Origin of the sequence: Archangium gephyra (assembly GCF_042230915.1) — a bacterium.
Taxonomy (GTDB): Bacteria; Myxococcota; Myxococcia; order Myxococcales; family Myxococcaceae; genus Archangium; species Archangium gephyra_B.
In genome coordinates, this window is record NZ_CP102578.1 from 6,534,717 (window position 1) to 6,560,646 (window position 25,930).

At 67.4% G+C, this 25,930-nt stretch carries 20 protein-coding genes and 1 pseudogene; 10 read left to right on the top strand and 11 right to left on the bottom strand.

All coding sequences use genetic code 11. The features are described from left to right. Positions 1-56 precede the first annotated feature (56 nt). Positions 57-1,016, bottom strand: a complete 960-nt coding sequence (locus NR798_RS25615; RefSeq protein ID WP_375765116.1) for a hypothetical protein — start codon at positions 1,014-1,016, stop codon at positions 57-59. Between the two features lie 96 nt (positions 1,017-1,112). Here NR798_RS25615 and truD point away from each other — a divergent pair, with 96 nt between their 5' ends. The 4 genes from truD (at position 1,113) to NR798_RS25635 (ending at position 5,307) form a co-directional block, all read left to right on the top strand. Then, complete coding sequence (truD, locus tag NR798_RS25620; protein ID WP_375765117.1) at positions 1,113-2,675, top strand: tRNA pseudouridine(13) synthase TruD; 1,563 nt, start codon at positions 1,113-1,115, stop codon at positions 2,673-2,675. A 123-nt stretch (positions 2,676-2,798) separates the two neighbouring features. Beyond that, entirely contained in the window at positions 2,799-3,365 is a 567-nt protein-coding gene (locus tag NR798_RS25625; RefSeq protein WP_375773821.1) for an RNA polymerase sigma factor, read from the top strand. Beyond that, positions 3,362-3,871, top strand: coding sequence for a hypothetical protein (locus NR798_RS25630; protein ID WP_375765118.1), 510 nt, complete (start codon positions 3,362-3,364; stop codon positions 3,869-3,871). The genes NR798_RS25625 and NR798_RS25630 overlap by 4 nt, the downstream gene beginning before the upstream one ends. An 8-nt stretch (positions 3,872-3,879) precedes the next feature. After that, entirely contained in the window at positions 3,880-5,307 is a 1,428-nt protein-coding gene (locus NR798_RS25635; protein WP_375765119.1) for a hypothetical protein, read from the top strand. Positions 5,308-5,582: 275 nt separating this feature from the next. Here the strand turns inward: NR798_RS25635 and NR798_RS25640 are convergent. After that, positions 5,583-5,888, bottom strand: a pseudogene (locus tag NR798_RS25640) (tyrosine-type recombinase/integrase); the annotation flags it as partial. Between the two features lie 316 nt (positions 5,889-6,204). On the opposite strand from NR798_RS25640, the gene NR798_RS25645 reads away from it, so the two are divergent. Further along, positions 6,205-7,581, top strand: coding sequence for an IS4 family transposase (locus NR798_RS25645; protein ID WP_375765120.1), 1,377 nt, complete (start codon positions 6,205-6,207; stop codon positions 7,579-7,581). Between the two features lie 250 nt (positions 7,582-7,831). After that, complete coding sequence (locus NR798_RS25650; RefSeq protein ID WP_375765121.1) at positions 7,832-8,428, top strand: hypothetical protein; 597 nt, start codon at positions 7,832-7,834, stop codon at positions 8,426-8,428. A 462-nt stretch (positions 8,429-8,890) separates the two neighbouring features. Here NR798_RS25650 and NR798_RS25655 read toward each other — a convergent pair whose 3' ends face one another. From NR798_RS25655 to NR798_RS25680, 6 genes are all read right to left on the bottom strand, one after another. After that, entirely contained in the window at positions 8,891-9,649 is a 759-nt protein-coding gene (locus tag NR798_RS25655; RefSeq protein WP_375765122.1) for a DUF5953 family protein, read from the bottom strand. A gap of 1 nt (position 9,650) precedes the next feature. Next, entirely contained in the window at positions 9,651-10,250 is a 600-nt protein-coding gene (locus tag NR798_RS25660; RefSeq protein WP_375765123.1) for a DUF6310 domain-containing protein, read from the bottom strand. A gap of 521 nt (positions 10,251-10,771) precedes the next feature. Beyond that, entirely contained in the window at positions 10,772-12,280 is a 1,509-nt protein-coding gene (locus NR798_RS25665; protein ID WP_375765124.1) for an FAD-dependent monooxygenase, read from the bottom strand. A gap of 114 nt (positions 12,281-12,394) precedes the next feature. Next, a complete protein-coding gene (locus NR798_RS25670) occupies positions 12,395-14,233 on the bottom strand; it encodes a S8 family serine peptidase (protein ID WP_375765125.1) in 1,839 nt (612 codons plus the stop codon). A 282-nt stretch (positions 14,234-14,515) separates the two neighbouring features. After that, complete coding sequence (locus NR798_RS25675; protein WP_375765126.1) at positions 14,516-16,084, bottom strand: serine hydrolase; 1,569 nt, start codon at positions 16,082-16,084, stop codon at positions 14,516-14,518. A 277-nt stretch (positions 16,085-16,361) separates the two neighbouring features. Then, a complete protein-coding gene (locus tag NR798_RS25680; RefSeq protein WP_375765127.1) occupies positions 16,362-17,945 on the bottom strand; it encodes a DUF4419 domain-containing protein in 1,584 nt (527 codons plus the stop codon). 545 nt (positions 17,946-18,490) lie between these two features. Here NR798_RS25680 and NR798_RS25685 point away from each other — a divergent pair. Continuing rightward, complete coding sequence (locus tag NR798_RS25685) at positions 18,491-19,033, top strand: hypothetical protein (RefSeq protein ID WP_375765128.1); 543 nt, start codon at positions 18,491-18,493, stop codon at positions 19,031-19,033. A 317-nt stretch (positions 19,034-19,350) separates the two neighbouring features. Here the strand turns inward: NR798_RS25685 and NR798_RS25690 are convergent, their stop codons facing one another. Continuing rightward, positions 19,351-20,103 carry a hypothetical protein gene (locus tag NR798_RS25690; RefSeq protein ID WP_375765129.1) on the bottom strand — a complete coding sequence of 251 codons (753 nt, stop codon included), beginning with the start codon at positions 20,101-20,103 and terminating at the stop codon, positions 19,351-19,353. A gap of 664 nt (positions 20,104-20,767) precedes the next feature. Between NR798_RS25690 and NR798_RS25695 the strand changes: the two genes are divergently transcribed. Next, on the top strand, positions 20,768-21,220 hold the full coding sequence (locus NR798_RS25695; protein WP_375765130.1) for a hypothetical protein: 453 nt from the start codon (positions 20,768-20,770) through the stop codon (positions 21,218-21,220). 240 nt (positions 21,221-21,460) lie between these two features. Here the strand turns inward: NR798_RS25695 and NR798_RS25700 are convergent, their stop codons facing one another. Together NR798_RS25700 and NR798_RS25705 are read right to left on the bottom strand one after the other, a co-directional pair. Next, positions 21,461-22,096: a nucleotidyltransferase domain-containing protein gene (locus NR798_RS25700; RefSeq protein WP_375765131.1), complete on the bottom strand. Its 636-nt coding sequence runs from the start codon at positions 22,094-22,096 to the stop codon at positions 21,461-21,463. 215 nt (positions 22,097-22,311) lie between these two features. Then, positions 22,312-22,812, bottom strand: a complete 501-nt coding sequence (locus NR798_RS25705; protein ID WP_375765132.1) for a DoxX family membrane protein — start codon at positions 22,810-22,812, stop codon at positions 22,312-22,314. 272 nt (positions 22,813-23,084) lie between these two features. Here NR798_RS25705 and NR798_RS25710 point away from each other — a divergent pair, with 272 nt between their 5' ends. Both NR798_RS25710 and NR798_RS25715 read left to right on the top strand, forming a co-directional pair. Continuing rightward, entirely contained in the window at positions 23,085-24,443 is a 1,359-nt protein-coding gene (locus tag NR798_RS25710) for a 2Fe-2S iron-sulfur cluster-binding protein (RefSeq protein ID WP_375765133.1), read from the top strand. Beyond that, positions 24,440-25,927 (top strand): FAD-dependent oxidoreductase, encoded by a 1,488-nt coding sequence (locus NR798_RS25715; protein ID WP_375765134.1) that lies wholly within the window; start codon positions 24,440-24,442, stop codon positions 25,925-25,927. The genes NR798_RS25710 and NR798_RS25715 overlap by 4 nt, the downstream gene beginning before the upstream one ends. Positions 25,928-25,930: the final 3 nt, after the last annotated feature.

The following is a 25,930-nucleotide window of genomic DNA, read 5'->3' on the forward strand; positions in this document are numbered from 1 at the left end:
CTACCAGAGCCGCTGAAGCGCCGGAACGCCCACGCGGGCCTGCCTGGACGCCTGTTTCAGGGGACCGAAACCGGACTTTCCGGGGTTACCGGAGAATCTGAACGGGACGCCCGGCCCCCCAGCGGCAGGGGATTCTTGAAGGCGATGCCAATGGACGGGTACAGGGTGACCCCCCCCAGGTCGCGCCGCTGGCCGAAGACGACGGGGCGGCAGTCGGTGTAGCCGCCGGTGAGCTCGGCGTAGAGGTGGACGTACTTGTAGCCCAGGGCGAAGCCCACGCTGGCGCCGTAGAAGTGGCTCGTCACCTCGGCCGGCAGGGACAGGTCGAAGCCGGACACGTCCTGGCCCTCGCGCGAGACGTCCACCAGCCGCGAGTCCAGCGAGGTGCGGCTGTAGATGTACTTGGGGGCGGCGTACAGCTTGAAGATGTCCCCCAGGTCCATGCTCAGGTAGACGGGGACCTCCAGGTCCCACCGCGAGAAGTCGTCGATCTTCACGATCTCCAGCGCGTCCAGGACGGGGCTCTTGAAGACGTGGCGGGAGTAGGCCACGCCGAGGGCCAGGTCGTAGGACTTGCGCTGGTAGTCGGGCAGGGAGTCGTCCTCGGGATCGCCGCCGTGCGCCAGGCGCACCTTGCCGTCGAAGCGCAGGGAGGTGGTGCTCAGGCGCAGGCCCAGGTCCAGGGTGTTGGACTCCAGCAGGCCGGTGCGGATCATCAGCTCGTTGGCCGGGCCGGGAGGGGCCACCGCGAGCGCCATGCCCACGCCGAGCAGCCGCTGGGCCTCGGCCTCCTCCAGGTGGTAGGGCTCGCCCGAGCGGACGGTGTCGTGGATGGCCTTGCCCTGGACGATGCCCTCGTTGATCAGCGTGCCGAGCTGGCCCACCGGGGTGAAGACGCCTACCGCGCCGGACACCTGGATCTGGCCCCGGGCGAGCGGCTTCGCCGTTTGCATCGTGGACAGGGTGGAGGCACAGCCGGTGGCCAGCAGGAGGGCGAGCAGGGGGACGAGTCTCATGGGGGGCGGTACCTTACGTCCGGGGATGTCGGGTTGTCAGGCCCCCAGCCATTCGTTCCTTCCGCTCAGGCCACCCGGGCTGTTAAGGGAAGCCCCGTGCGAATCAAGCAGAAACCCGAAGATTTCTCCGTCAAGGAGTCGTACCGCTTCGACGAGGTGCCGAGCGGTCGCCACCGCGTCTACCTGATGGACAAGCAGAAGCTGTCCACCTTCGACGCGGCGGACCGTATCCGCGACGCCTTCGGTCTCAGGCCCGGCTCCATCTCCTACTGCGGCTTGAAGGACAAGCAGGGCCGCACCGAGCAGCTCATCGCGGTGGACGGGGCGGACGTGGACATGCAGGACCCCGATCTGCGCCTGAAGTACCTGGGGCGCACGGACCAGCCGCTGTCGGCCGCCAACATCACCTCCAACCGCTTCGCCGTCACCGTGCGCATGCTGACGGAGGAGTCCATCAGCCCGCTCAACCTGGCCGCCGCGGAGATCAACCGGCTGGGCGTGGTGAACTACTTCGACAGCCAGCGCTTCGGCTCGCTCAAGCACGGCCAGGGCTTCATCGCCAAGGATCTCATCCGCGGTGACTTCGAGGCCGCGCTGCGCAACTACCTCGCCCAGCCCTCGGAGCTGGACCGCAGCGAGGACGCCAAGGTGAAGGCCTTCTGGCGCGAGAACTGGGGCCGGTGGGACGCGCGCGTGCCCTTCGAGGGCAGCCGCAAGTACCACCGCATCCTCAAGTCCCTGCGCGAGCACCCCGGCGACTACCTGCGCGCCTTCCTGCAGATCGACGCGTCCTACCGCGCCATGCTGCTCTTCACCTACCAGAGCTACCTCTGGAACGAGGGCGTGCGGCGCTACCTCCAGATGCTGCTGCCCCGCGAGCACCTCTTCCCCATGAAGTACCAGGCGGGCACCCTGCTCTTCCACCGCGACGCGAAGACCGAGGTGCTCGAGGCCCTGCGCGAGGCCACCTTCCCCCTGCTCGCCCCGGACAGCCAGTTCAAGGATCCGCTGGTGAAGCAGGCCGTGGACTGGGTGCTCGGCCGCGAGAAGCTGACGCTGCAGGACCTCCGCATCGAGGAGGCCTCGCGGATGCTCTACTTCAAGCACGAGGAGCGCCCCATCGTCGTCATCCCCCACAAGCTCGTCATCGGCCGCGTCCAGAATGACGACCTGAACCGGGGCTACCTCAAGACCAACATCGCCTTCACCCTGCCTCCCGGCGCCTACGCCACGCTCGTCGTCAAGCGGCTCTTCCACTTCGAGTACACCGAGGACACCGCGCAGCAGATCCGCGAGTCCTGGCGTGCCCCCGTGGAGGACCGGGACGAGGATCGGGAGTCCGGGGACACGGCCTACGCCCCCCGCGGCCCCCGCAAGGCGCCCAGCGCCACGCCTCCCGTCTCCGGGTTCAAGGAGACCTCCCGGGCGGCACCCAAGACGGGCCCCCGGGCCGCCCGGCGCTCCCCGGCCCCGGAGGCCGCTCCCACCCCGGGCAGGGGGCCCCAGGCCCGGGAGGCCACCCAGGACCTCCGCCCCTCCCAGCCGTCCGCCGGCTTCCTCGAGCGCCAGCGCCAGAAAAAGGACGTCAAGGAGCAGGCGAGGGAGCAGACCCGGCGCCAGCAGTCGGCCAAGCGCCCGGAATCACGGAAGAAAAAGTGACGGGCGCCGCCGATTTTCCCGGCGGTGCAATCAGGTTGGCCATGTTCCGTAGACCAGGGCGTGAACGCTCTCGCCCTCAACGCAGCAAACGTCGCGGACCTCGCCCGGGCCATCGGCATGCTGATGGCCGATGACTCCGCGGCCACTCCCTGGAAGGCGGACGTGGCCGCCGCCCGCCGCGGGGACCCGTCGGCTTTCGAGTCCCTCGTGCGCAGCGTGCAGCGTCCGGTGTACGGCCTGGCGCTGCGCCTGCTCGGCAACGAGGCCGAGGCCTCCGAGGTGTCCCAGGAGGCCTTCCTGCGCGCCTACCAGAACCTCCACAAGTACGACGACGCGCGCCCCTTCGATCTCTGGGTGATGGCCATCACCCGCAACCTGTGCCTGGACCTGCTGCGCCGGCGCACCAAGGTGAAGACGGAGGAGCTCGAGCCGATGAAGGAGTTCCTGCCCAACGGCGAGGTCTCGCTCGAGGACGGCGCCATCGCCCGTCAGGAGCGCCAGTCGCTGGAGGCGGCGCTCGCCACCCTGTCCGCCGACGACCGGGAGGTGCTCGCGCTCTACTACGTGCAGAAGCGCACCACGAAGGAGATCGCCCAGGTCCTGGGCTGCGCGCCCGGCACCATCATGGCGCGCCTGTTCCGGGCCCGGGAGAAGCTCCGCAAGCAGATGAGCCCGGAGGATCCGACATGACGCCCACGTCCATCGAGTGCCCGGACCTCGAGGTGCTCTTCACCGAGCTGGAAGCCGGTGAGGGCCCCGCCCTGGAGCACGCGGAGCGGTGCCCGCTGTGCACCGCCATCATCGAGGAGCACCGGCTGCTGGAGAAGGACCTGTGCCGGCTGGCGGATCCGCTCCCCCCGCCGGACCTGGTGCACAAGGTGATGGCGCGGGTCGCCGCCGAGCCCACGCCCGTGCGCCGCGAGCTGTGGACGGGCCTGTCCATCCTCGGCGCCTCGCTGATGATGGGGCTCGGGTTGCTGCTCACCAGCGACACCGCGCTGAGCGGGCTGGGGAAGTCGGTGGCCCGCACCCTGGTGGGCGGCACGGCCCTCACCGAGGCCCTGCTGAGCGGAGTCCACGCGCTGTGGAGTACCGCGGCCGGTCCCCTCGTCGCCCTGGTTGCCTTCGTCGTCCTCTCTTCCGTGTTCGGCCTCAAGCGTCTGGCCCGCAGCGGTCCCACCCCTTCGCAAGCGTGAGTGTCGCCATGAAACCCTTCAATACCCGGGGCCTGCTGCTCTCCGCCGCCCTGCTCGCCTCGCCCCTTGCCCTCGCCCAGACGCAGGAAGCCCCGTCCCAGGCCGAGGACACCATCAGCATCCAGTTCCGCGGCCCGCTGAACCAGGCGCTCCAGGAGATCGCCGAGGAAGGCGGCCTCAACGTGGTGGTCATCGGCTCGCTGGATTTTCCCGCCGAGGTCTACCTGAACGGCGTCAGCGCCCGGCAGGCCCTGCGCACCGTGGCCCGCGCCCACTCGCTGCAGCTGGACGAGCAGGACGGCATCTTCACCGTGCGCGCCGCGCCCGCGGGCTCGGCCCAGGGCAACGCGGTGGCCCCGGTTCCCCCGGTGCCTCCCACGCCGGCCGTGGTGGGTCCTCCGCCCATGCCTCCCCTGCCCCAGAGCGACGCGGACGAGGTGGCGGAGAGCGCCGTGGACGAGGACGAGGTGAAGGAGCGCCTGCGCGAGAAGCTGCAGCAGGCCCGGAGCTCCAGCAACGGCTCGCGAGACGTGGTGGCCCGCGGCCGCTCCCTGGAGGTGAAGGAGAGCGAGTCGGTGGACAGCGCCGTCGTCTACGGCGGCAACCTGACGGTGAAGGGGCACGTGGAGGATGACGCGGTCGTCTTCGGCGGCAACCTGGAGATCACCGGCCACGTGGAGGGAGACGCCCACGCCTTCGGAGGCAACGTGGTGCTCGGCCCGGGCGCCGTGGTGGAGGGAGACGTCTCGTCCTTCGGCGGCGCCGTCCTCAAGCAGGAAGGGGCGCACGTCAATGGCAGCACCGAGTCCTTCGGCGGCGCGAAGATCGGCAAGATGGTGTCGGGCGAGCTGAAGAAGGGCCTGAAGAAGGCGAAGCACGAGCACGCCGACAACGAGGAGCGCGCGGAGCGGGACGACGACAACGATATCGCCACCTTCCTCATCCAGTTCGCGGTGCTGTTCGGGCTGGGCTTCCTGGGGCAGATGCTCTTCCCGGCGCGGATGAAGGCGCTGGCGGAGGACATCCAGGCGAAGCCGCTCCGGGGCGGCGTGGTGGGGCTGGGAGCGGCGCTGGCGCTGATTCCCGCGTCCATCCCGCTGATCATCGTGACCATCGTCCTGGCGGTGACGATCATCGGCATCCCCGTGGCGGCGGCGCTGTGGCTGATTCCGCCCCTGGCGGCGGCGGTGGGCTTCACGGCGGTGGCGAGCAGCATCGGCACGCGGCTGCCGATCATGCGCGGCCGGAAGACGCAGGCCATGGTGATGGCGCTGGGGCTGCTGATCCTGCTGGCGGTGGGACAGATTCCGGTGCTGGGACCGCTGGTGCTGGTGGCGGCGGCGATGGTGGGCCTGGGCGCGGTCATCCGCACGCAGCTTGGACGCCGCCCGCGGGGCATGCCGGAGCCCATCATCTCCGACCACATCCCGGCCTGAGCAGCGGGCGGGACTGAAAGACGGGCAGCACCTCTCGGGGGGCGGCACGAGGCGCGGGGGCGCTTCGGGTCGTCCCCCGAAGTATTTCGAGGCGCAACCCGGCAGCGGGCGCTTCATCCGGTAGGAGATGCAGCGCTCCGCGTGCGACCCAATGGGCTCGCTCTCGCCGGAGGCTCCGAGCGGCGGGTTCGATTCCCATCGGGGACAACCTGGGAAGCCCAGCAATCTCAAGGGGTTGCTGGGCTTTTTCTTTGCCCTCGTTTCCTCATGTGCCCTCAGTGTGCCCCTCCAGCGGCTCTGGCCGGTACGGTGTGGAGCTGGGGCAAAGGCCGGTCGAGCTGCTGCACCGCGCTCTCCCGGGCCTCGGGCGCGAGGTGGGCATACCGCATGGTCATCTCGATGGTCGCGTGGCCCATCAGCTCCTGGATGACCTTGAGCGGAACACCCCACATGGCTAGGTGGCTGCCGCAGGCGTGGCGCAGGTCGTGCCACCCGATGCACCCCTCTGCGCGGCTGATGCCCGCCCTGCGCAGTGCCCGCAGTAACGGGTGCTTGGTCATGCCAGCGGTGAGCGGCTGTCCGCCTGCCAACTCGGGCCAGTGGAGCCTGCCAGCTTGAGCCCGTGGAGCACGCCAGGGCCAGCACCGCGCGCGTCGGATACCGCCCGATCAGGCCCGTATAGTAGGTACTCAGCAAAGAGATGAAACGCTCCGACTGAGGGGCGATACCCCTCAAGCCGGACGCGTGTTAGGCGCTCTTAGGCGCACCACTTTCAAGGTCGGGAGAATGATACTACCCGGCAAGGGAAGCGAGCGAGGGAGCAGGCTGTAATCAGGGGGTGCAGCACGGAACTACCGCCGAGGTCATCTTTCAGGGACTACTCCGGAGGAAAGGACCATGGCCCTGGATGCTGTATTCGAGCGCTTTACGAAGCAAAGCCCGTTGACGGTCATGGCGCGCCTGCTGATGCAGCAGGCGCTGAGTCGGCAGTGGCTGGAAGAGCTGTTCGAGCAGTACCGCGACAAGCAGTACACGCGCGAGCTGCTCTTCTCCACGGTGGTGGATCTCATGGCCCTGGTGGCCCTGGGCCTCAAGCCGTCGCTGCATGCGGCGGCTCAGGCCCGCACCGACCTGGGAGTGTCGCTGGCGGCCTTGTACGACAAGGTGAATCGCACCGAGCCGGAGATAGGACGTGCGCTGGTGCGCGAGGGCGCCAAGAAACTGGTGCCGGTAGTCAAGTTCATGAAGGCGCAGCAGACGCCGTGGGCCGCGGGCTACCGGGTGCGCGTGCTGGATGGCAACCACCTGGCGGCGAGCGAAAAGCGACTGAAGCCATTGCGAGGCTTCCGGGGTGCGGCACTGCCAGGGCAGTCGCTGGTGGTGTATGCGCCGGAATTGGACCTGGTGGTGGACATGGTGCCCGCCGAGGATGCCCACGCACAGGAGCGCGCCCTGATGGGGCCCGTCCTCGAGCAGGTGCGCAAGGGAGAGTTGTGGTTGGCCGACAGGAACTTCTCCACCACGGGCATTCTCTTCGCCATTCACGACAAGCAGGCCGCCTTCATCATCCGAGAGCATGGAGTCTCTCCCAATCCGACAGTGGTGGGGCCGCCACGTGAGGTGGGGCGTGTGGAGACGGGGCTCGTTTTCGAGCAGGCCGTCCGGATTGAGGACGAGACAGGACGACAGTTGGCACTGCGGCGTGTGGAGTTGCATTTGGATGAGCCGACTGAGGACGGAGAAACAGTCATCCGCCTGTTGACGAATGTGCCCGAGGAGCGCATGGGAGCCCTGGACGTGGCGAGGCTCTACCGACGCCGCTGGAGCATCGAAGGCATGTTCGGTCGCCTCGAAGCAGTGTTTCAAAGCGAGGTGGCCGGACTGGGCAACCCGCGTGCGGCGCTGCTGGCGTTCAGCGTGGCGTGCATGAGCTACAACATCCTGGCGGTGCTGCAGTCAGCGGTGGAGACTGAGCATCGATTGGAGGCAGCGAACTTCCAGGTGTCCTCCTATTACATAGCGGATGAAGTGAGAACCACCTACAGCGGCATGATGATTGCCGTGCCAGAAGCGGAGTGGGAAGAGTTCGAAACACAGTCAGCGACTGAACTGAGCCGCACGCTGTTGAGGATGGCGGCGAACGTCAATCCGGCCAGACTGCGCAAGCATCCACGCAAGCACAAGAAGAAAACCAAGAAAGGGTATGTGTCCGGAGAGGTGGCCCGACGGCATGTGGCGACTGCGCGTATCCTCCGGGGAGAGGAATCCACGTGACACGAGAGAAACAACGCAGTCCTACGGCAGCTTTGGCGAGAGCAGGTGACCCTGTAAACCAGAGATCTCTGCCCGGTCAGCCTTGTAACAAGGATTGGCTGGCGGGCCAGGTACCCTGGTGCGCCGTTCCCCGCCTCCGGGTGAGGCGTTTGCTCCGCCCCAGACACCTCCTGCAAGCCTCCGGGGCGGCCCCGCTCCTACACCTTGAAAGTGGTGGCTCTTAGGCGGTATTCCTCAGAATGGAGCCATTATGAAGAATGTCGCTCGCAGAGCCCTTCTAACGACAATCCGCGTCACCGTCTGTCTGATGCTTTTGCTCTTGGTGGTCATCTGCTGGCGTGAGAGTCAGCTGCCGCCAGACCATCGAATCGAGGATTACAAATTGTACCTTGAGGCATTCAAGGTGATCCTCATAGGGTTCGGTGTCGCCCTGCTCGGCATTCTCGTTCCCGCCATCTTCACTGAAGAACAGAATAATTTCGAGAGGTTGAAGGAATCTCGCACGGCCTATAGCGAGGCGAAAACAGGCGTTGAATATCTACCGCTTCGTCTTTGCACTTTATCTCTCCAGGACGCAGCAATTCTCGTTCAGTCAGTTCACGTTCATAAACATCAAGCCGAACTCTATGACGAGCTTCGACAGTGGCTGGAGCGCAAATCCGGTGGAAATCCCGAAAAGGAAGACCCGGCAATATGGGGCGAAAAAACTTACCGTAAGCTTTCCGCTATCCGCAAAATATTGGAGGCGCATGCCGCTTCTTGGGACAAGCTAAGTCCAGATGCCCGTCTTAAGCTGCTAGCCGTTGAGAACCAAGCCACTGAAGGGCCTTCTGAAACCGGGTCGTAGAGCCTGCCAGCTCGGGCCCGTGGAGCGCGCCAGGGTTGCGCGCCGCGCGCGTCGGACACTGCCAGCGAGAGCCCGTGGAGCGCGCCCTTGGGCGGCGTCCCAGTGGGGGCTCGCATCTCCGGTTCGTGGATGCAGCCAAGGGGCAGGATGGGCACCGCATGTGTCCCCAGTGTGCCCCTTCAGCGTGGTTCGAGGCGGAACACAGGGGAACGGCGTGGGACGGAGCGGGATGACGAACCCGAGCGATATCAGGGCGATAGCGGGCAACAGCGTGTCCTGCTTAGGGTTTTCCATCGCCTTGCTCACGGGTTCGATTCCCGCCGCCTTCACATGAAGTTGCCCGCCGCCTCGAGTCGAACCCACTCCTCGCAGGGGCCGCGCACCGTCACCTTGAGGACATCACCTTCTCGGTGAGCCAGAAGGCGGCGCCCTGAGCACGGCTACCGCGAGCAGTGCCGCGCCTCAAGGGGCTGCGCGCCCGCCGATCTCCGGGAAGCGCTCGTAGGCCCGTTTGAGCGCGTCCAGGTGGGCGGAGTTGTCCAGGTCGAGCGGCGCATCGGTGAGTTTGACGACCCACCCGCCCGTCGCGGTACGCCGTGAGCGCGAAAGCAACTCCGCGTCGCGCGTCGGGTCCGGAAAGCCGATGGCCCGTGCGGCAGCATCCGACCAGTAGTTCAGCCACCCCAGGTGATGCGGAATCTCGGGCGCGAGGATGTAGTCTGGGAACCTGAGCGCTGGCAGCCCTCGTGGTGGAACTCCTGGCTTACGCACCGGATCGGTCGTCTGCCGCGAAATCTCCACGGTCGCGTTGGAGGGCGTGGCATGCCCCCAGTAGGCACGTGCGCCTTCCCCTACGGCCGCCAGCACATCCGCTGCCGCCGCAAGGCCGGCTGCATGCGCTGGCAGCGACGCATGCACTTCAAAATGCGGCGGGCCTTCTGCGGAAAGTCCGTTTGGGTTTTCGAGCCCAAAAATCGTCACAGGGTGGGCGTCGTCATCGTTACAAAGGAACGGAAACCCTCCGTCTGTCCTGTCGGACGCGACCCACGCATCGCGGTGGGGTACTGCGATGAGATCGTTCTTCTCCGAGGTTGTCCAACGCAAGCGCAATCCAGGAAACGTACGCTCCATTCCATGAACTATAGCAAGCGGGCGCCCATCATCACCTACGAGCGCGGGCGCGTACACGCTGATGGTGATGCCATTTAGAGCAAACTCCATGTCAACACCACTCCATCACGACAATGGTAAGGGTTCTATCCAATCTCTCGAGTGCTTCTTTGTGCGCAGCGCTTTTGACGCCAACAGCGAAGTTATAGCCACACTCCTTGGCGAGTCTGGCTTCGTACCGTATTTCCGGCAGCTTCACTTTGGCGAAGAACGCTTGGGAGCGAGGTGAGTGTATATCGAAGTCATCAGTCTTTACCTCCCACAACGTGCGCGTGGCCAGTTGCAGCGCATCGAATTGCTTGCCATTAACGAGCACATCCCAACCGGAGAAGCTGTTGTACGGAATTCTGTCAGCGCACTTGTTGTGATGGTTATTTCCGCCTCGGTGCGGCACCGGGATGGGTTGGCACTCCGGGCGTCGGTCTCGCTCCGTGGTGTCGGTTGGCCCCACGGGAGGGAAATCCGGTCCTTTTGGCTCCGGCTTGGGCCTTTTTTTCGGTGAGGGCTCCTGCGGAACGGGCTTTGTTCCAGGCGCGGGCCGCGTTTCAGGCGCGGGCCTTACTTGGGGACGGCCCCTCTTCTCATACGCATCCAGGGCCTCTTTGATGACGAATCCCACCACCACCACGCCCGCGACGATTACCGTTCCCACGACGAGCTCCGGCGCCGCCAAGACACAGAGTCCAACGCCAACGGCAGCGGCACCCGCTGAGGCGACCGCACATCGTCCCGTGGTGTCGTGAAACTCGATCCGGTCATGGTCGAGGGCATGAAAGCACCGCTCCGCCAACACGGGCCAGGATTCAGAAGCTTCGCGAACGGCGCACCGCCCCCTGTCCGTCCAGGGCAGCGTCGCCGCTCGCTGGAGATTGACGAGCCTCGGGTCCCAGGCCGCTGGCTCTCTTGGGATGGGCGCTGACGTAGCGCAGGCGGAGACATAGAGCAGAAGTGCGATGCACGCTCGGAGACGCATGGCCGGGTCCTCCATTGGAGCTAGGACCTGGCGGATCCTGGCGGGGCCGTTTGGAGTATGACAGCGCACCCCAACAGCCACGAACGAGCACGGGGGGAGCGGCACGGGGCTCCAGCAGTCCGCGTGGATTCGACGGAAATCGTGCCTGGTGGCCTGCTGGCCAGGAAGCCCGACCGCTCTCGAGGAGGCCGTCCTCCGAGTTATGCCGCGGCAGGCGGCCCGAACCATCGGGTGAGCGCGTCCGTGAGCCCGAGCTGGGTCCGGTCTCCCACCCAGGCCACATGGCCGTCGGGCCGGATCAACACGGCGGCGGGCGCGGTGACCGCCCCGAGGACAGGAAGTTCCCAGGGGCCCCCGTATCGAGCGTCGACGATGCTCACCCGATTTGCCCAGGGAGCGATCTCGAAGCCGCCGGGCTCCCCGAGGTTGAGCAGAATGGGCCGGGCCTCGTGCAGCAGCGTGAAGACGCGCCGTGGGCCGTTCGCGGTGACGAGGTCGAGATCCGGCATGCGGCGTCCGAGCAGCGGGTGTCCCTCGCCCAGCTCGTAGCGGATATCCAGCCCCGACATCATTCCGGCGATTCGCTTGCGGGGTTCGTCCATCCGCAGCAGCTCGGCGAGGGTTTCTCGCAACGCCTCGACGCGGTCGTCTGATCGAAGAAGCGCGAGGGACGCCATCGTGTTGCGCAGCACGCGTGCCGCGACCGGGTGGCGCTCGAGCTGGTACGAATCGAGGAGACTGTCGGGCGAGGTTCGCTTGACCACCTGGGCCAGCTTCCACCCCAGGTTCACCGCGTCCTGCACGCCGAGGTTGAGGCCCTGCCCGCCCACGGGGAAGTGAACGTGTGCGGAATCGCCGGCCAGCAGAACGCGTCGGTCGCGGTAGGCCGCGGCCTGCCGCGTCAGGTCGGTGAACCGGGAGATCCAGTTGGGGCTGTGGATCCCGTAGTCAGTGCCGTAGACGGCGACGAGCGCATCGCTGAGCTCGCGGAGCGTTGGTTCGCCGCGAGGGCCGATCTGCCGCTCGGTCACCATCACCCCCACCTGGCCGTCCGCCAACCTGGCGAAGGCATGGACGCCGATGGCATCGCGGCGCATCCCCCACTTCGGCTCCTGGGTCATCTGGACCTCGGCGATCAGACAGCTCACGGTCGGATCCCATCCGGCGAACTCGATGCCGGCTGCTTTCCGGATCACGCTGCGTCCGCCGTCGCATCCGACGAGATATCCGGCCCGGAGCGACGGACCGGCAGAGAGCGTGATGTCGACGCCGCTGTCGTCCTGTGCGAACCCGGTCACTTCCCGTCCGCGGTAGATGCGCACGCCCAGCTCGTCAACCCAGCCGGCCAGGATGCGCTCGAACTCCTTCTGCCCGAGGCCGAGCCCGTAGGGATGCCGGGTGGGAAAGTCGCTGATGCTCAGCGGGATCCACGCGAACCCCGCGACCTGCGCCACCTGCCCCTGCGAGAGGAACCGATCCACGACTCCACGCTGATCGAGCACCTCGATGGTGCGTGCGTGCAGGCCGCGTGAGCGCGCGCCGTCGAGGTCCTGGGTCTCGCGCCGCTCGACGATCGCGACGTCGACCTTCGCCAACGCGAGCTCGGCCGCCAACATCATCCCCGTCGGTCCGCCTCCGACGATCACCACTGCATGCTGGGTCATGGTCATGGCCGCGCGGTCTACGCCGGCCCGGCCTTCGACCGGCATCCGTCAGGGGCTCGATTGTTTCCGCGCCGGAAACCTGCTTGTATGCAGACAACTTGAGCGCCCGCCGCGCCGCCCCCCTTCTCAAGGTGAGCGGCACGGCACCGCGGTTTCAGCTCAGTTGACGCAGGCGCAGGCCAGCTGCGCCCCACCGCCCGTGGTCTTGCTCGCCGGGTCGAACGCCGGGCTGCTCTGCCACCACAGGCTCCCGTTGTTCCACCGGTGGCAGCCCAGGCCGAGGCTGTCGGTGCGCGTGCCCTCCGACACCGTTGCGGCGTACCCCAGGGACGCGAGCACCTGCTGGCACCGGGTGAGGCTTCCCCCCTGCGACGGCGCTCCCACGTACGAGGCCGTCACCGTGGAGTAGCCGCCCCGGTTGGCGCAGACGTCCAGGCAGCTCTGGTCATAAGCGCCCAGGTACCAGCAGCCTCCCCCGAGGCTCACGCCGCCCGCGGTGCACCCGCCGGGCGAGCTGAGCGAGTTGAGCGCCCCCCGCAGGTTGGGCAGCGGCCCGATGTTCTTCGTCCCGGTGTAAGGGGTGCCGGTGTTGCGCAGCACCGTCTTGAGCTGGGCCGGGGTGAGGCTGTAGCCGCGCAGGGACTTGTGCCGCCCCTGGAGGCTGGCGGCCGCGCCCGTCACGATGGGACCCGCGCTCGACGTTCCGGCGAAGGAGTGGGTGTACCAGCCATTCATCCCGTCGGCCGAGAAGAGGTTGCCGTAGCCGGAGGTGACGACGCTGTCCCCCCAGCCCTGCACGTCCAGGGTAGAGCCGTGGTTGGAGTAGTCGTGTGCCGAGCGCGCGCTGGCACCGTAGGCGGGGGACATGCCCGCGCCCACCAGGAGGGCGCCCGAGTCGTTCTGCGCCAGGAACGGGTAGTGCCCGCCGTTCCCCGTGGCGTAGATGGCGTCATCCAGCAACTGCGAGCCGTTGCCCGCCGTCTCGACGACGATCTTGTTCGCGGCGACCGCCAGCTTGATGGCGTCGTAGGAGGGCTTGTACCACTCCACCGGCACGCAGCCGAAGCAGTCGCTGCTGCCCGTGCTCCGGGGACCCCACGTCTGCTGCTCGATGAGGATGACATCCCCCGCCCCGATGTTCGCCGCGCAGGTGGTGATGGCCGCGCCGACGTTGTAGCCCGACGCCGTCTGGGCCGCGGCGAAGAGCTTCTGCGCCATGGGGGCGATGCCCGTCACGCCCTGGCCATTCGCGGCGCCGCCGTAGATGCCCAGGACGGCCGTCCCATGGTTGGTGTCGGAGAAGGGATCCACCGGAGCGGCCCCCACCACCGTGACGCCCGCGAGCTCCACGTGGTTGCGATTGAAGCTGTACTCCACGTCGCAGATGCGGACGGTGGAGCCCTGTCCCCCCGGCAGCGTGGCGGCGTAACGGCCGTCGATTCCGCCGGGAGCCGGGTCCTGGTAGCGCTGATACGAGCCGCTGCCCGGCGTGTAGAAGTCCGGAACCACCGGCGAGGGCGGAGGAGCGGGGACGTGATGGACGGCCTCCACCTCTGGCAGGGCGCGCAGCTGGCCGGCGAGGTCCTCCGCGTCCAGCCCCGGCGGCAGGCGCAGGCGGAAGTAGAGGTTGAGATCCGCCAGCTCCCCGCCCGTCGCGCGCTGGCCCTGGAAACGCATCGCCTCCAGCTTCTCCTCGCTCACGTCATGGGAGCGGAGCCATGCACCCCGGGCCACCCGCTCGAGCACCCGGCGCGAGGCGGTGCTCGTCAGCGCCCGGCCCCGCAGATCGACAGGACGCCCGTTGCGCAGCCGGATCTCCTGGCCGTCCACGAACTTGATCTCCAGCAGGCCCGGGACCACGGGCCGCGCCACGGCGGGCGGGTCCATGGGAGCGCTTCCGGCGGGTTCAGCCACCGCTCCCGCGAGCAGGGGCAGGCACGTGAGGCCCAGGGCGGCGATGCGTCCTGACACCCGGCGGACATTCAAAACAGACAGCATTGAGCGTGATTCCTTTACGTTGTGCCTGAAAGCCAGGACGGACCCGGGGCACGGCGGGGGCTTTAGCATTCCGCGTGGACTCGACGGAAATCGTGCCTGGTGGCCTGCTGGCCAGGAAGCCGCGCCCAGCTCATGCAACGCGGCCCTCGTCGCACGGTTACCTCCATCGTTGAACATCTGCACCTACTGCACGACCACGACCAACATCACCTGCCAGTAATCGCCTCCGGGGCGTGACGGGGTCGCCGCATGACCCTGTCCGCCCGCGGCTTCCCCCCTGCCTCAGGGGCGCACGCCGAGCTTCTCGAGCATCTTCACGGCGTTGGTGTTCTTTGGGTCGAGCTTGAGCGACTTCCTGTAGTTGACGATGGACTCCTCGTTCCTGCCCGCCTTGAGGTAGCCCTCACCGAGGCTGTCATACGCATTGGCGTCCTCAGGATAGAGCTCGACGTTCGCCTCGAGCACCTTCAGCGCGTCGTCGAGCTTGCCTTCGAGGAGCAGCCGATAGCCGAGGGAGTTCAGGACGCTCGGCGACATCCCTTCGGCCGGGCCGTCGCGTCGCCTCGCCTTGTACCAGGCGAGAGCGGCCTCCGCTCCCTTGAGTCGCGAGAGCAGGTCCGCCATGAGCATCGGGGACTCAAGGCGCTCGGTAGAGGACTTCCAGCCGTACTCGGCGGCCATGCTGGCCAAGAGACGATCGAAGAGCATGAACCCGTTGTCCGAGTTGGCCATCATCGCCACGCCACTGCCCGAGTCGGCGAACGCAGTCAGAAGGGATTGGAAGCCCTCGTTCGAGCCGCCGTGGCCGAAACCGTCGTTGCCGTCCTCCAACTGGAAGCCGAGCCCGAAGCTCTTCGACTGCTTCGTGAGCATCTGCTTCGCCATCGCCTGCGACAGCACGCGCGTGGAGGTGCCTGCCTTGGCCTTCGACACCTCGATGGCGATGCGCGCGAGATCAGACGGCGTCGTCCACAAGCCGGCGGGCGCCATCTCCGGGTAGATGTGCCAGCGCCCTTCGATGCTCTCACCGCTCGGGTGCGTGCCCGTGGCAGTCCTGGCGGCGAGAGCCGGGGGCAGAGGCTGCTCATACGTGCTGTCCTTCAGACCGAGCGGTGCCAGCACCGTCTCCCGCATGATCCGCGGAAACGGCTTCTTCAGCTGATCGACCATCATCAGTTGGACAACCGTCGTGCCGCCGCCGCTGTACCGCGTCTGCGTCCCGGGGACGATGTCGACTCGCACCGGAGCGGTGTTGGCGGGCTTCTCGCCGTCGAGGATCTGCTGGACGGTGGGCCGCGGTTCATTGACGGCGTAGCCTGGGAAGCCGTGCACCGTCAGACCCGCACTGTGGCTGAGCAGCCGGCGGAGCGTCACCTTCTGCTCCTTCGTGAACTCGTTGTCAGGCACCTTCCACGAGATCAGCTTCTCGTTGATGTTCGCGTCCAGCGACCACTTGCCCTTCTCGACGTAGTGAAGCACCGCCAGGGCCGTCACCGGCTTGCTGATGGAGGCGGCCTGGAACAGCGTGTCGAGGGCAACGGGCTCCGAACCACCGGCCTCCTTCACGCCATAGGTCTTGGCCCAGACGATGGCGTTCTTGTCGAATACGGCGACGCTCAGCCCGGGAATCTTGTACAGCTCCATCCAGCGCTGGAGTGACAGGCGAACGGGCTCCTCACCCGGGAGGGTGACCGGCGCGAGGCCCGCTTCGACCCGCGCCACCCGGGCTGCTTCGGACGGACGAGCCAGCCATTCGGTGGCGGGTTTTCTCGTATCGGCCGCAGTGAGGAGCGCGACAGCCGCGCAGCTCGCAAGGGTCACGGTGGCGAAGCGAGGAAGAGTTCGACGCATTGCGTTCTCCGAAAATGCGGCACAGAGGAGGAAGCCCCTCTACCGAGGTGACGGTGCAGTGCTACCAGCTCATCATGGCCGGGTATCGCACGAGCACCAAACAGCTGAGCCGCGGGGAGAACCGGATCCATCTCCTCGACACCGGCGCGGTGAAAAGGTTCCGGCATGCCTGCCCAGGCCACCCTCCCCTGAGGGGCGCGGCAGGGGCGTCAGCCTCAACACCCTGCGTCCTGGGGCTGCTGCTCAATGCCCCGGAGCAATGGGAGGCCGTGCGGTTTCAGAGCAGGGAAATGTGCCCGCTCGGAGTGAACTCCGGCTCCTGGAAGTACAAGCGGCCCTTCGAGTCGAGCGCGCGCCGCAGGAACTCGTCCAGGCCCTCGGCGACACAGGGCCCGTGGAAGTCCTGGGGGTCCTTCACCCAGACGATGGGACACCTTGAGCGGACATCGGACTTGTAGGCCAGGAAGCTTCCATCCGCGAGGTCGCAGAACAGCATCCATTGGTAGAGGGACAGATCGGCGCTGGTTCTGGACGGACGCAAGTTCCTCGGATCGACTGAAGGAGGAGCTGAAGGAGGAAGCGTGGGCAGCCAGCGCTTCAACTCCTCCGCGGGCCGGATCCGGTACGTGGGCCTGTCCGCCCCATCGAAGAGCGAGGCCCCGTTGAAGGTGCTGTACATGTGGATGAGCTCCGCCGTCAGCCCGGTACGCTGCCAGGCCTCCATCCAATTCGAGAGCCGGTCCGCCGGGAGCGGGGGTGCCGCCTGGTGCTCTTTCACCAGGCGCCGCAGCAAGGTCTCCAGTCCGCAATCCTCGTGGACGACCCAGCCCAGCACGGGGCGCAGGGCCTTCTTCGAGAACTGTCCCACTCCCAGGAAGCCCGCGCTGATGGCCAGGCTCTCGCTCTTCGGGGGGTCCAGCGTCTCCAACCGGAGCGTCAAGGGGGCGCGAGACAGGCCGGTGGGCAGCACCTGGCTCGAGATCCACCCGGGCGCGTACGGCCTGTCCCCCTCGGTGTCTGGAGGGGCAGCGAACACGGGGTTCCTCACGTCGTAATCCCCGGTGGCGTGGTTGCGGATGAAGGGGAACAGCTTGCAGATCCACCCGTTGATCGTCGTCCCGCCGTAGGCCTTGCGCAGTTTGTAGATGCCCTGCCAGAAGCCGCGGTCCTCCTGGCCCTGGGTGGCCCGCACGAATTGATCGCAGAGGGGCAACAGGTGTTGGGCCCACCAGTCCAGCCCGTAACGCGGAAGCTGCTCGACCTTCTTTCGAAGCTGGCTCCAGTCCTCCGGGGAGCCCTCGAGCGTGACGGTGGGGATGCCGCAGATGCACTTCACCACGTAATCGAAGTACTTGCGCAGGGCATCCATCAGCACCACCTGGCTGACCGCGCGCTCGACGGGGCCAGTCGTCGAGAAGTCGCACACCATCAACTCGTGCAGGGCCGGGCTCTCCTCGCGCAGCAGCGTCGAGAAGTCGCCGACAACGCCGCTCCAGAACTCCGCCGAGGAGAAGTCCCACGAGAGGCGCTCGACCACGAGCTCCTTGCGGCCCTGGTGCCGCACCAGGTCGGAGCGCAGGGACTCCGAGTTGTGCACGATGTGCAGCGCGAGCCCCTGGGCGATGGTGACCCAGATGATGTCCGGCGAGAGCACCAGGGGCCGGTGCTCGCTGAAGGCCATGTGCACCGCGGCCATGAGCGGGTGGGTGTCCAGCGGGGGGATGAACATCGCCTCCGCATGCGACGTGGCGCGCACGGGTTCCGTCAGCCTCGAGGCCAACGACTCGGCCAGGCCGCACTCCGGAAGGCGCCTGGGGGCTGGGACCACATCGTCCACGGCGAAGGTGACGCTCTGGGCCATGCCGCATTCCACGGCACCTCCGCGTCCTCGTGCAACGGAGCGGTCCCACCTTCACGGTCCAATGTAAGGAGCCGCACGTGAATCCATCCTACGCATAGGGCGAATAGAAGGCCTGTTGAGGGTGAGGGCTGATGCAGAGGGGCCGAGGAGGGCCGCTGACGGGTGGCGGCCAGGCTGTGCGCCGGGCCGGTGCAGAGGCCGTGCAGCCCTCTTTGGGCACACGCCCGCTCAGGCCGCGCGCCCCTCCCCCGCTTGGGGGAGCGGAAATGGCCGGAGTTCCGCGCCCGGAGCGAAGACGCCGTGGAATCTCGTGAGGTTTGCTCGTGGCAGTTCCCGCCTTCAAGAAGCTTTTCTGTCAGCTTCTTGCAACCCAAGACTCTTCACCACCGAACACGGCCACTGTTCGCAAACACATGGCTGCGTTCACAAAAACATAACTGCGCCTCATCCGCCTCTTGTCCTCGCCCGTGAAAGGGCACAAATCGCTCTTGTAGCGAGAAACAATTTAAGCATATTTTCCTTCCACGAGGTTGAGACGAACGAACATGACCAATCCATACAAGTCCATTCTTTGTTTGGCCTCTGCGGCGTTGCTCGTTGCTGCGTGCGGACCTGCTCCCGAAGGCGAGGAGTCTGAAGTCGCTATCCCCAAGAAGCAGAGTGGATCTGATTCCACAACGCCTGAAGCCGATGGGTCCGGGACGGTGTCGCAGATGTCTCTCGTGGCCGATCTGGGCAGTGCGCTTGGAATTCCTGTCGCCACCTACCCGGAGATCTGCAACTTGGTCAATCAGTGGACGACCACTTGCGGCGCTGGTCCGTCGAAAGACGTTTCCTATATCTGGACGGTGCCTGCGACAGGCTCCTACAGATTCTCCACGGTCAACTCAAGCTTCGATACAGTGCTCGAGATCCGCAACTACAACAACACCTCGCAGGTCCTGGGTTGCAATAACAATGCGCCTAACACGCGCCAGTCGAGGGTCTCCCTCGATAACCTCACCAGGGGCACCCGGTTGCTGATCACCATCGAGGCCTGGGATTTCAACGGGTGCGGCTCCACCCATCTGAACATCGCGAGGAACTAGGCCGCATGAGCCACCTCATGCCTAGCCGAACCGTTTGATTGTCTCTCAGGGGGACGTCACTCAACACCATGCCATCTGCGCGGGCCCCTACGCCGGGGCTTGCTGAGCAGGCCGCGTGGGTCGTTCCAGGTGCTCCTAAATGGCGCGCACCTCCTCGGGTGTCGTCAGCTACGCCAGCACCCGGCGCCTGCCGCCACACCGTACGCAGGCCAACACGTCCAGCGCTTTTCGTCCTGGCTTGTGTCCGAGGGGCGGAGCGCCCGTGCTTCCAGCACCACGCCCTGGTGGGCGTGGTGGGGGTCCAGGGGTATTCGCGGCTACGGGAAGATGACCCCGATGGGTGGCTCCTCGCTGGTGAGGAAGCGCGGGAAGGTGGCCGTGTAGCGGTTCGTCTCCACGAGGAGGCGGTTGCCCTCGAAGTGCATGCCGGAGGCGTAGGTGCTCCCCAGGTACGTGCCGAGCAAGCCGGCCCGGGAGACCGTCAGCGTCCTGGGGTCCACCGCGAGCAACCGCACGTGCACGAGTGCCGAGCCGCTCGGGGTCTGCTTCGACGGGTAGGAGAGGGCGAGGCCTTCGCTCTCCTTGTTCGTCATCAGGCCGCCCCCCGCGTACGACGAGCCGAGCATCACCACGTCCGCCACGCAATGCCGTGAGGGGATGCGATGAAGGGACACCTGGTAGTAGGGCGGCCCATACCGGGACGCGATGGGTACGCTGGTGGCGAAGTACCAGCACCCGCGGACCTGGAGGGGCGGGCCAAGCACCCAGGTGACCGTCTCCGGCTCCCCGGTGCGCAGCAGCTCCATCGCCTGCGCCTCGGTGTACTCGTTGGCGGGCACGGAGAGGCCGGTGGCCCTGGGCTCCTCCCGGGCCGACGTGGCCGGAGCCGCCGCCGTGCTGGCCCTCAGCGCCTCGAGGGCCGCGTTGTCCCAGGCCTCCTGGAGCGCGTCCTCCACCTTCTGTGCCTCGGTCCGGGTATCAGCCTCTTCGGGCTGTCCCTCCGCGGCGGCCGCGCTCGCGGCCCCGAGGAGCAGGGCCGTCAGGGAGACCACTCGCATCACGTGCTTCATGCCGTCCTCCTTGTTTGGACACCCAAAGTGTCCAGCAAGAAGGTCCGGCACCTCCAGCACCGCAGACGTCATGCGTTGCCGGAGAACGGCAGCGGGATGCCGAGCACCAGGTCCACCCCTACGGACATGACCAGCAAGTCGTCCGGCTTTGCGTGGCTCAAGGCGAACGCCGCACGGTATGGCTTCCGCAACCTGCCGTCCGAGCCGTGGCACTGGAGCACGACCGGTAAGTGACCGTTTCGGCAGGAGTGCGGACGTGACCTCCGACGTTATGGAGGTTGGAGGTGAGCCTGCCCGAGTGCAGGTTTCACACAAACCGCAAGAGAGCCACGTAACCGGGGCAAGCCCACCCGTCAGCCCCGACATCCGGATGGGCACGTGGCGATCCGGTGGTGCGTGCGTCCCTCACCGAGCTGGCCATACGCATTCTCGAGGCCCAGCAACCCCTCTGGCGGCGCCGGCCCGACAATGGCTGGCGCAGCGGGGCGCTTGAGTCATCCGAAGCGGGTTCAATCCTCCTGTGCGCGGGCCCGCAGGTGGGAAGCGTTCATTTGGTCCCATTTAGATGGGTCGCGAGGGAGGGCTGTGATGGGTGTACCCTGGCAATATCCTCCTCCACCTGTATCAGACGCACATCGAGATGAGCGAGAGGAAAGCAATGCGCATGGGCAAGCCGTTGGCCGCTGTGTCGATGATGGTGGTTCTGTTCGCGGGTACGAATGCGAGCGCCACAGGCTCCTGCGTCTTCTACGCTTCCGACTCGATTTATTACTTTACCTCCAGCGCGAGCAGTCTCGTCTACGCGCGTGGCCCCATCAGCTTCGTCTGGGAGCCGGACACCGGTCGCGTCCTGAGTGGCTACTACCCTGAGAAGGTCGTGTATTACGTCCCGGTCATCACCGCTTTCAATAACGTGAGTTCGGGCAGTATCTCGGGGACAACAAGCCCAAGCCTGAATCTCAGTCTGACGATGGGGCTCACACGCAGCTATCCAAACACTTACAACTGCTCCCTCCAGAGTGGCACGCTGACCGGGACTTTCTCCTCGGCGACGCTCCGGGGCTATCTTGATGGGCCCTATCTGATCGTGGCCACGGGCACGGTCACCTGCAATTGAGCCACGAATGCCTTCCTCTGAGCCGCCGCTGGCGTGCGTCAGTGAGCCGCCTTGAGTCCTCCTCGGGTGGATTGGATGAAGACGCCCTGGCCGACCCGCCAGGACGTCAGCGGGGATGACCGCCAAGATCTTTCGAGGCGCAACCCGGACCGGCACGCTACGACGGTGTTTACCCCTGCCTCTTTCCCGGGCAGCTGTTCGGGCGCGTCCCGGCTCCCCGGCGCGGTCCGGCGCCACTGCTCAGCCCAGGAGCGAGAGCCAGGCGTGGCCCGGGTGCACCCGGGCCATCCAGCCGGCGAGGCGGGCCCGGCGGGAGGCGTCGAGGAGCGGCAGGACACCCTCGAGGTCCGCGAGGTCCTTCGGACGCCCGTTCTTGACCTTGAACAGCAGGACCAGTTCCGGCATCAGGTACGGGATGCCGTCCTCCGTCCGCTCGATGATCTCGCTATAGGGCAGCCGGAGCGTCTCGTCCCGCCGGTAGATCCAGGTGTCCCCGTCGTGCGGCTCCCGGAACACGTCGACCAGGAAGGAGCCCGTGGAGGGATCCCGCAGCCAGGTCTGGTGGCTGAAGGGCAGCAGCTCCGGCGGCGTCGACGGCCAGAGGCGCCCCTTGCCGGGGACGTCGAACTCGTAGCCCGCGAACGCGGTGCGCAACTCGTCGAACCTGCCCGCCGGCACGGCGATCTCCAGGTCGGCGTGCGGCCGTGACTGCGAGCCCCGGAACAGGTCCAGGGCCCAGCCCGCGGCGACGTACCAGGGGGCGGTCACGCCCTCGAGGCGCGCGGCGACTTCGCGGGGATGCCAGCAGTTGGCCCAGCGCGCGTCGAGGTCGGCCTCGTCGACCGGTACCCCGCCGGGTGGGAGTTCGTCCGTCACGCGTACCTCACAGAGATGGCCGGGGAACGTGGCGCTCTCCAGCCATATAAGTGCTACGCGCCTGCTTTCAGCGCCAAGCCGCCGCCCTCGTCGCTCGGGCAGTGAGGGGCACTGGGCCCCTCACGCCAGGCACCCGGCTCACTCGCCCCCCCTCCTCTACGAGCCTCGACCGTGCATTCCGGTTCGTGGGCGCTCGCCCCTGAAGGGTGTCCCGCTCAGCGGCCGGCCGGAAAGCCGCTTCCCGGTTGGTGCTTACGGTGCAGCCCGTGCAGCGGGCCGTGCAGGAATCGGTGGCGCAACATCAGCGCGGGGCCGATCGCCATCGCCAGGTTGGCCGGGAAGGCGCACCCCACGCCGAGCCCCGTGAGCGCCACGAGGAACACCAAGCAGCCCACCGCGCCCCACCGCACCCCAGTGCTCTGGCCAAACAGCACACCGAGGCCACACAGCACCTGCCCCAGGGCGATGGGCATCACGAAGAGCGAGGGATTGAGGGCGAACGGCCCCTCGATGAACTCCTGGTAGAGCGGAATGGCCGTGGGTCCGAAGCCCTCCACGTACACGAGTGGGTTCACGAGCGCGAGGGTGAGGTTGACGGCCCCCGCGACCAGGAAGATCCAGCCCAGCAGCAGGCGGCCCAGCGTATGGGGCCACCGGGCACAGAAGACGACGAGGACGGCGGCCAGGATGAACGAGAAGAAGTAACCGGCGAGCATGGGCGGCCTCCAGGAGGCAGGGGTTCCATCCCCTCCTCACAGCACGCCATGTGCCAGCGCCCTCCCCTCGGAGACGCCCTTCCCCGAGGCGCAGCTCTTGCGCGCCCGCGCAAGGTTGGAGCTCCAGCGCTGACGCACCGCGCCAGCCCGGGGAGAAGCCGGGGTACCACCCCCCATCACCCGGGCTGTCGTCTGCTCTACCCAGCGAGCGGGCTGGAGTGCCGGGTGTCCTTTGACCGCCCGGTCCGGCTGGGACATTGTCCGCGCACCCTATGCGTCGCCTCCCAGATGCCGCCGCGCGCGGCAAGTCCATCACCGTGGACCTCGAGGGCGAAACGGTTCCCGCCGTGGAGGGCGAGCCGGTCGCGTGCTCGCTCGTCGCCGCCGGTGAGTCCGTGCTCGCCCGCTCCATCAAGTACCACCGTGCCCGTGGCCCCTACTGCTTCTCGGGCGCGTGCTCCCACTGCCTCATGCGCGTGGATGGCGTGCCCAACGTCTACACCTGCCGCACCCCGGCCCGCGCTGGCATGAAGCTGGAGCGGCAGAACGCCTACCCCTCCGCCAAGGTGGACGTCTTCGAGGCGATCGACTGGTTCTTCCCCAACGGGTTGGATCACCACGAGATGTTCGCCGGCGTGCCCGTGGCCGAGCAGGTCATGGCCAAGGTGGCGCGCCAGCTCGCGGGCCTCGGACTGCTGCCGGCCTCCCCTGCTCCCGAGCGCATGCCCGTGCAGACGCTGCGCACGCGCGTGGCGCTGGTGGGCGGCGGCGCGGCGGGCCTCGCGGCGGCGCAGGTGCTGGCCAGCCAGGGCGTGTCCTTCCTCCTCTTCGAGCGCGAGAGCGTGCTCGGCGGCCGCCTCGTGGCGGGCGCGCCGGAGCCGGATGCGCCCAAGCCGCTGGACGCGGGCACCCTGCCCCCGGGCAGCGTGCGCACGCGGGCCACGGTCATCGGCCTGTATGACGACGAGACGGGCCGCTTCCTCGCGGTGGTGGCGGACGGGCCGGAGGGGCTGCGGCTCCTCAAGGTATACGCCGAGCGCTTCCTGCTGACGCCGGGAGGCCACCCGCCGCTGCTGCCCTTCGAGAACAACGATCTGCCGGGCGTGTACGCGGGCCGGGCGGCGAGCCTGCTGATGCGCCGCTACGGCGTGGCGCCCGAGGTGGCGGCGCTGGTGGGCTGGGGCCCGGAGCTGTACGCGCTCGCCCGCCTCCTGCAGGAGCACGGCACGAAGGTGGCGGCGGTGGTGGACCTGAAGGGCCCGGTGCCCGCGGGCGCACCGGCCGGAGCCACCCAGGGCAGCGAGCCCAAGGCCCATGGCCGCAACGAGGTGAGCGGCTTCAGCTACGCGAACGCGTCGGGCAAGCGGGTGAAGGTGGACTGCGACGCGGTGCTGGTGGCGGTGGCGACGAGCCCGAGCTTCGAGCTGGCGCGCCAGGGCGGCGCGAAGGTGGAGTTCGACGAGGCGCGCGAGGTGTTCGCGGTGGTGGCGGACGCGGACGGGCGCACCGCGGCCAAGGACGTGTACGTGGCCGGCGACGTGACGGGCGGCCGGAGCGCGGCGGAGGCGGCGGCGGACGGCAGGCGCGCGGCCGAGGCGCTCGTGGGTTCGCTGACGGGAGGGCAGTCATGAGCAAGACGCTGATCTGCTCCTGCGAGGACGTGACGTCCGACGACATCCGCCACGCGGTGGCGAAGGGCTACTGCGACGTGGAGTCGGTGAAGCGCTTCACGGGCTTCGGCACGGGCATCTGCCAGGGCAAGGGCTGCCTGTCGGCGGTGGCGGCGCTGCTGTGCAAGGAGAAGGCGCAGAAGCCCGCGGGCCTGCTGCCCTTCACGCCCCGGCCGCCGCTCTACCCGACGGAGATGTCGGTGCTGGCGTCGATGCAGGTGGACGAGTCCCAGCCTCCGGTGGGCGGCGTGCCCGAGGAGCTGGCCGTCTTCCCGCCGGCGCTGCGCTCCGAGGGCTCGGTGCCGGCGAAGGCGAAGGTGGTCATCATCGGCGGCGGCATCATGGGGCTGGCGCTGGCGTACAACCTGTCGCTGCGCGGCGAGACGGACGTGGTGGTGCTCGAGCGCGGCTACCTGTGCGCGGGCGCGTCCGGCCGCAACGGCGGCGGCGTGCGCATGCAGTGGGGCACGTCGGCCAACATCGAGCTGGCCAAGCGCTCCATCGAGCTGATGGGCCGGTTCGCGCGCGACATGGGCATCAACGTGTGGCTGCGCCAGGGCGGCTACCTCTTCATGGCCAAGACGAAGGCCGTGGCGCAGCGCCTGGAGCGCAACGTGGCGCTGCACAACAAGCACGGCGTGCCCACGCGGCTGCTCACCGTGGACGAGGCGCGTGAGATCGTCCCGGGCCTGTCCATGGCGGGTGCGCAGGCGGCCTCGTTCAACCCGGAGGATGGCGTCATCTTCCCGTGGCCCTTCCTGTGGGGCTACGCGAACGGCTGCCGCAAGGCGGGCATCAAGGTCGAGACGTTCACGAACGTCACGGGCTTCGAGACGTCGGACGGCCTGGTGCGCAAGGTGAAGACGGATCGCGGCGACATCGCCTGCGACACGGTGGTGCTGGCCTCCGGCGCATGGAGCCCGGAGATCGCGAGGCTGGTGGGCGTGCAGCTGCCCAACGAGCCGCACCGGCACGAGATCCTCAGCACGGAGCCGCTCAAGCCGTTCCTCAGCCCGCTGGTGTCGGTGCTGGACTCGGGGCTGTACTTCAGCCAGTCGATGCGCGGGGAGATCGTCGGCGGCATGGGCGATCCGAAGGAGCCGCCGGGGCTGAACATGGGCTCGACGCTGCGCTTCGTGTCGCGCTTCTCGCAGGCGCTGATGGAGCAGATGCCGCAGCTGGGGCACGTGAAGGTGCTGCGCCAGTGGGCGGGCTGCTACGACGTGACGCCGGACAACAACCCGGTGCTGGGCCGCACGCCGGGCCTGGAGAACATGCTCCAGATGTCGGGCTTCGTGGGGCACGGCTTCATGATGGCGCCGGCGGTGGCCGAGCGGATGGCCGGGTGGATGACCACGGGCGAGTCCGACGAGCTCTTCACGCGCTTCAACCTGCGCCGCTTCCAGGAAGGCAAGCTGGAGCGCGAGGACATGATCATCGGCTGAAGC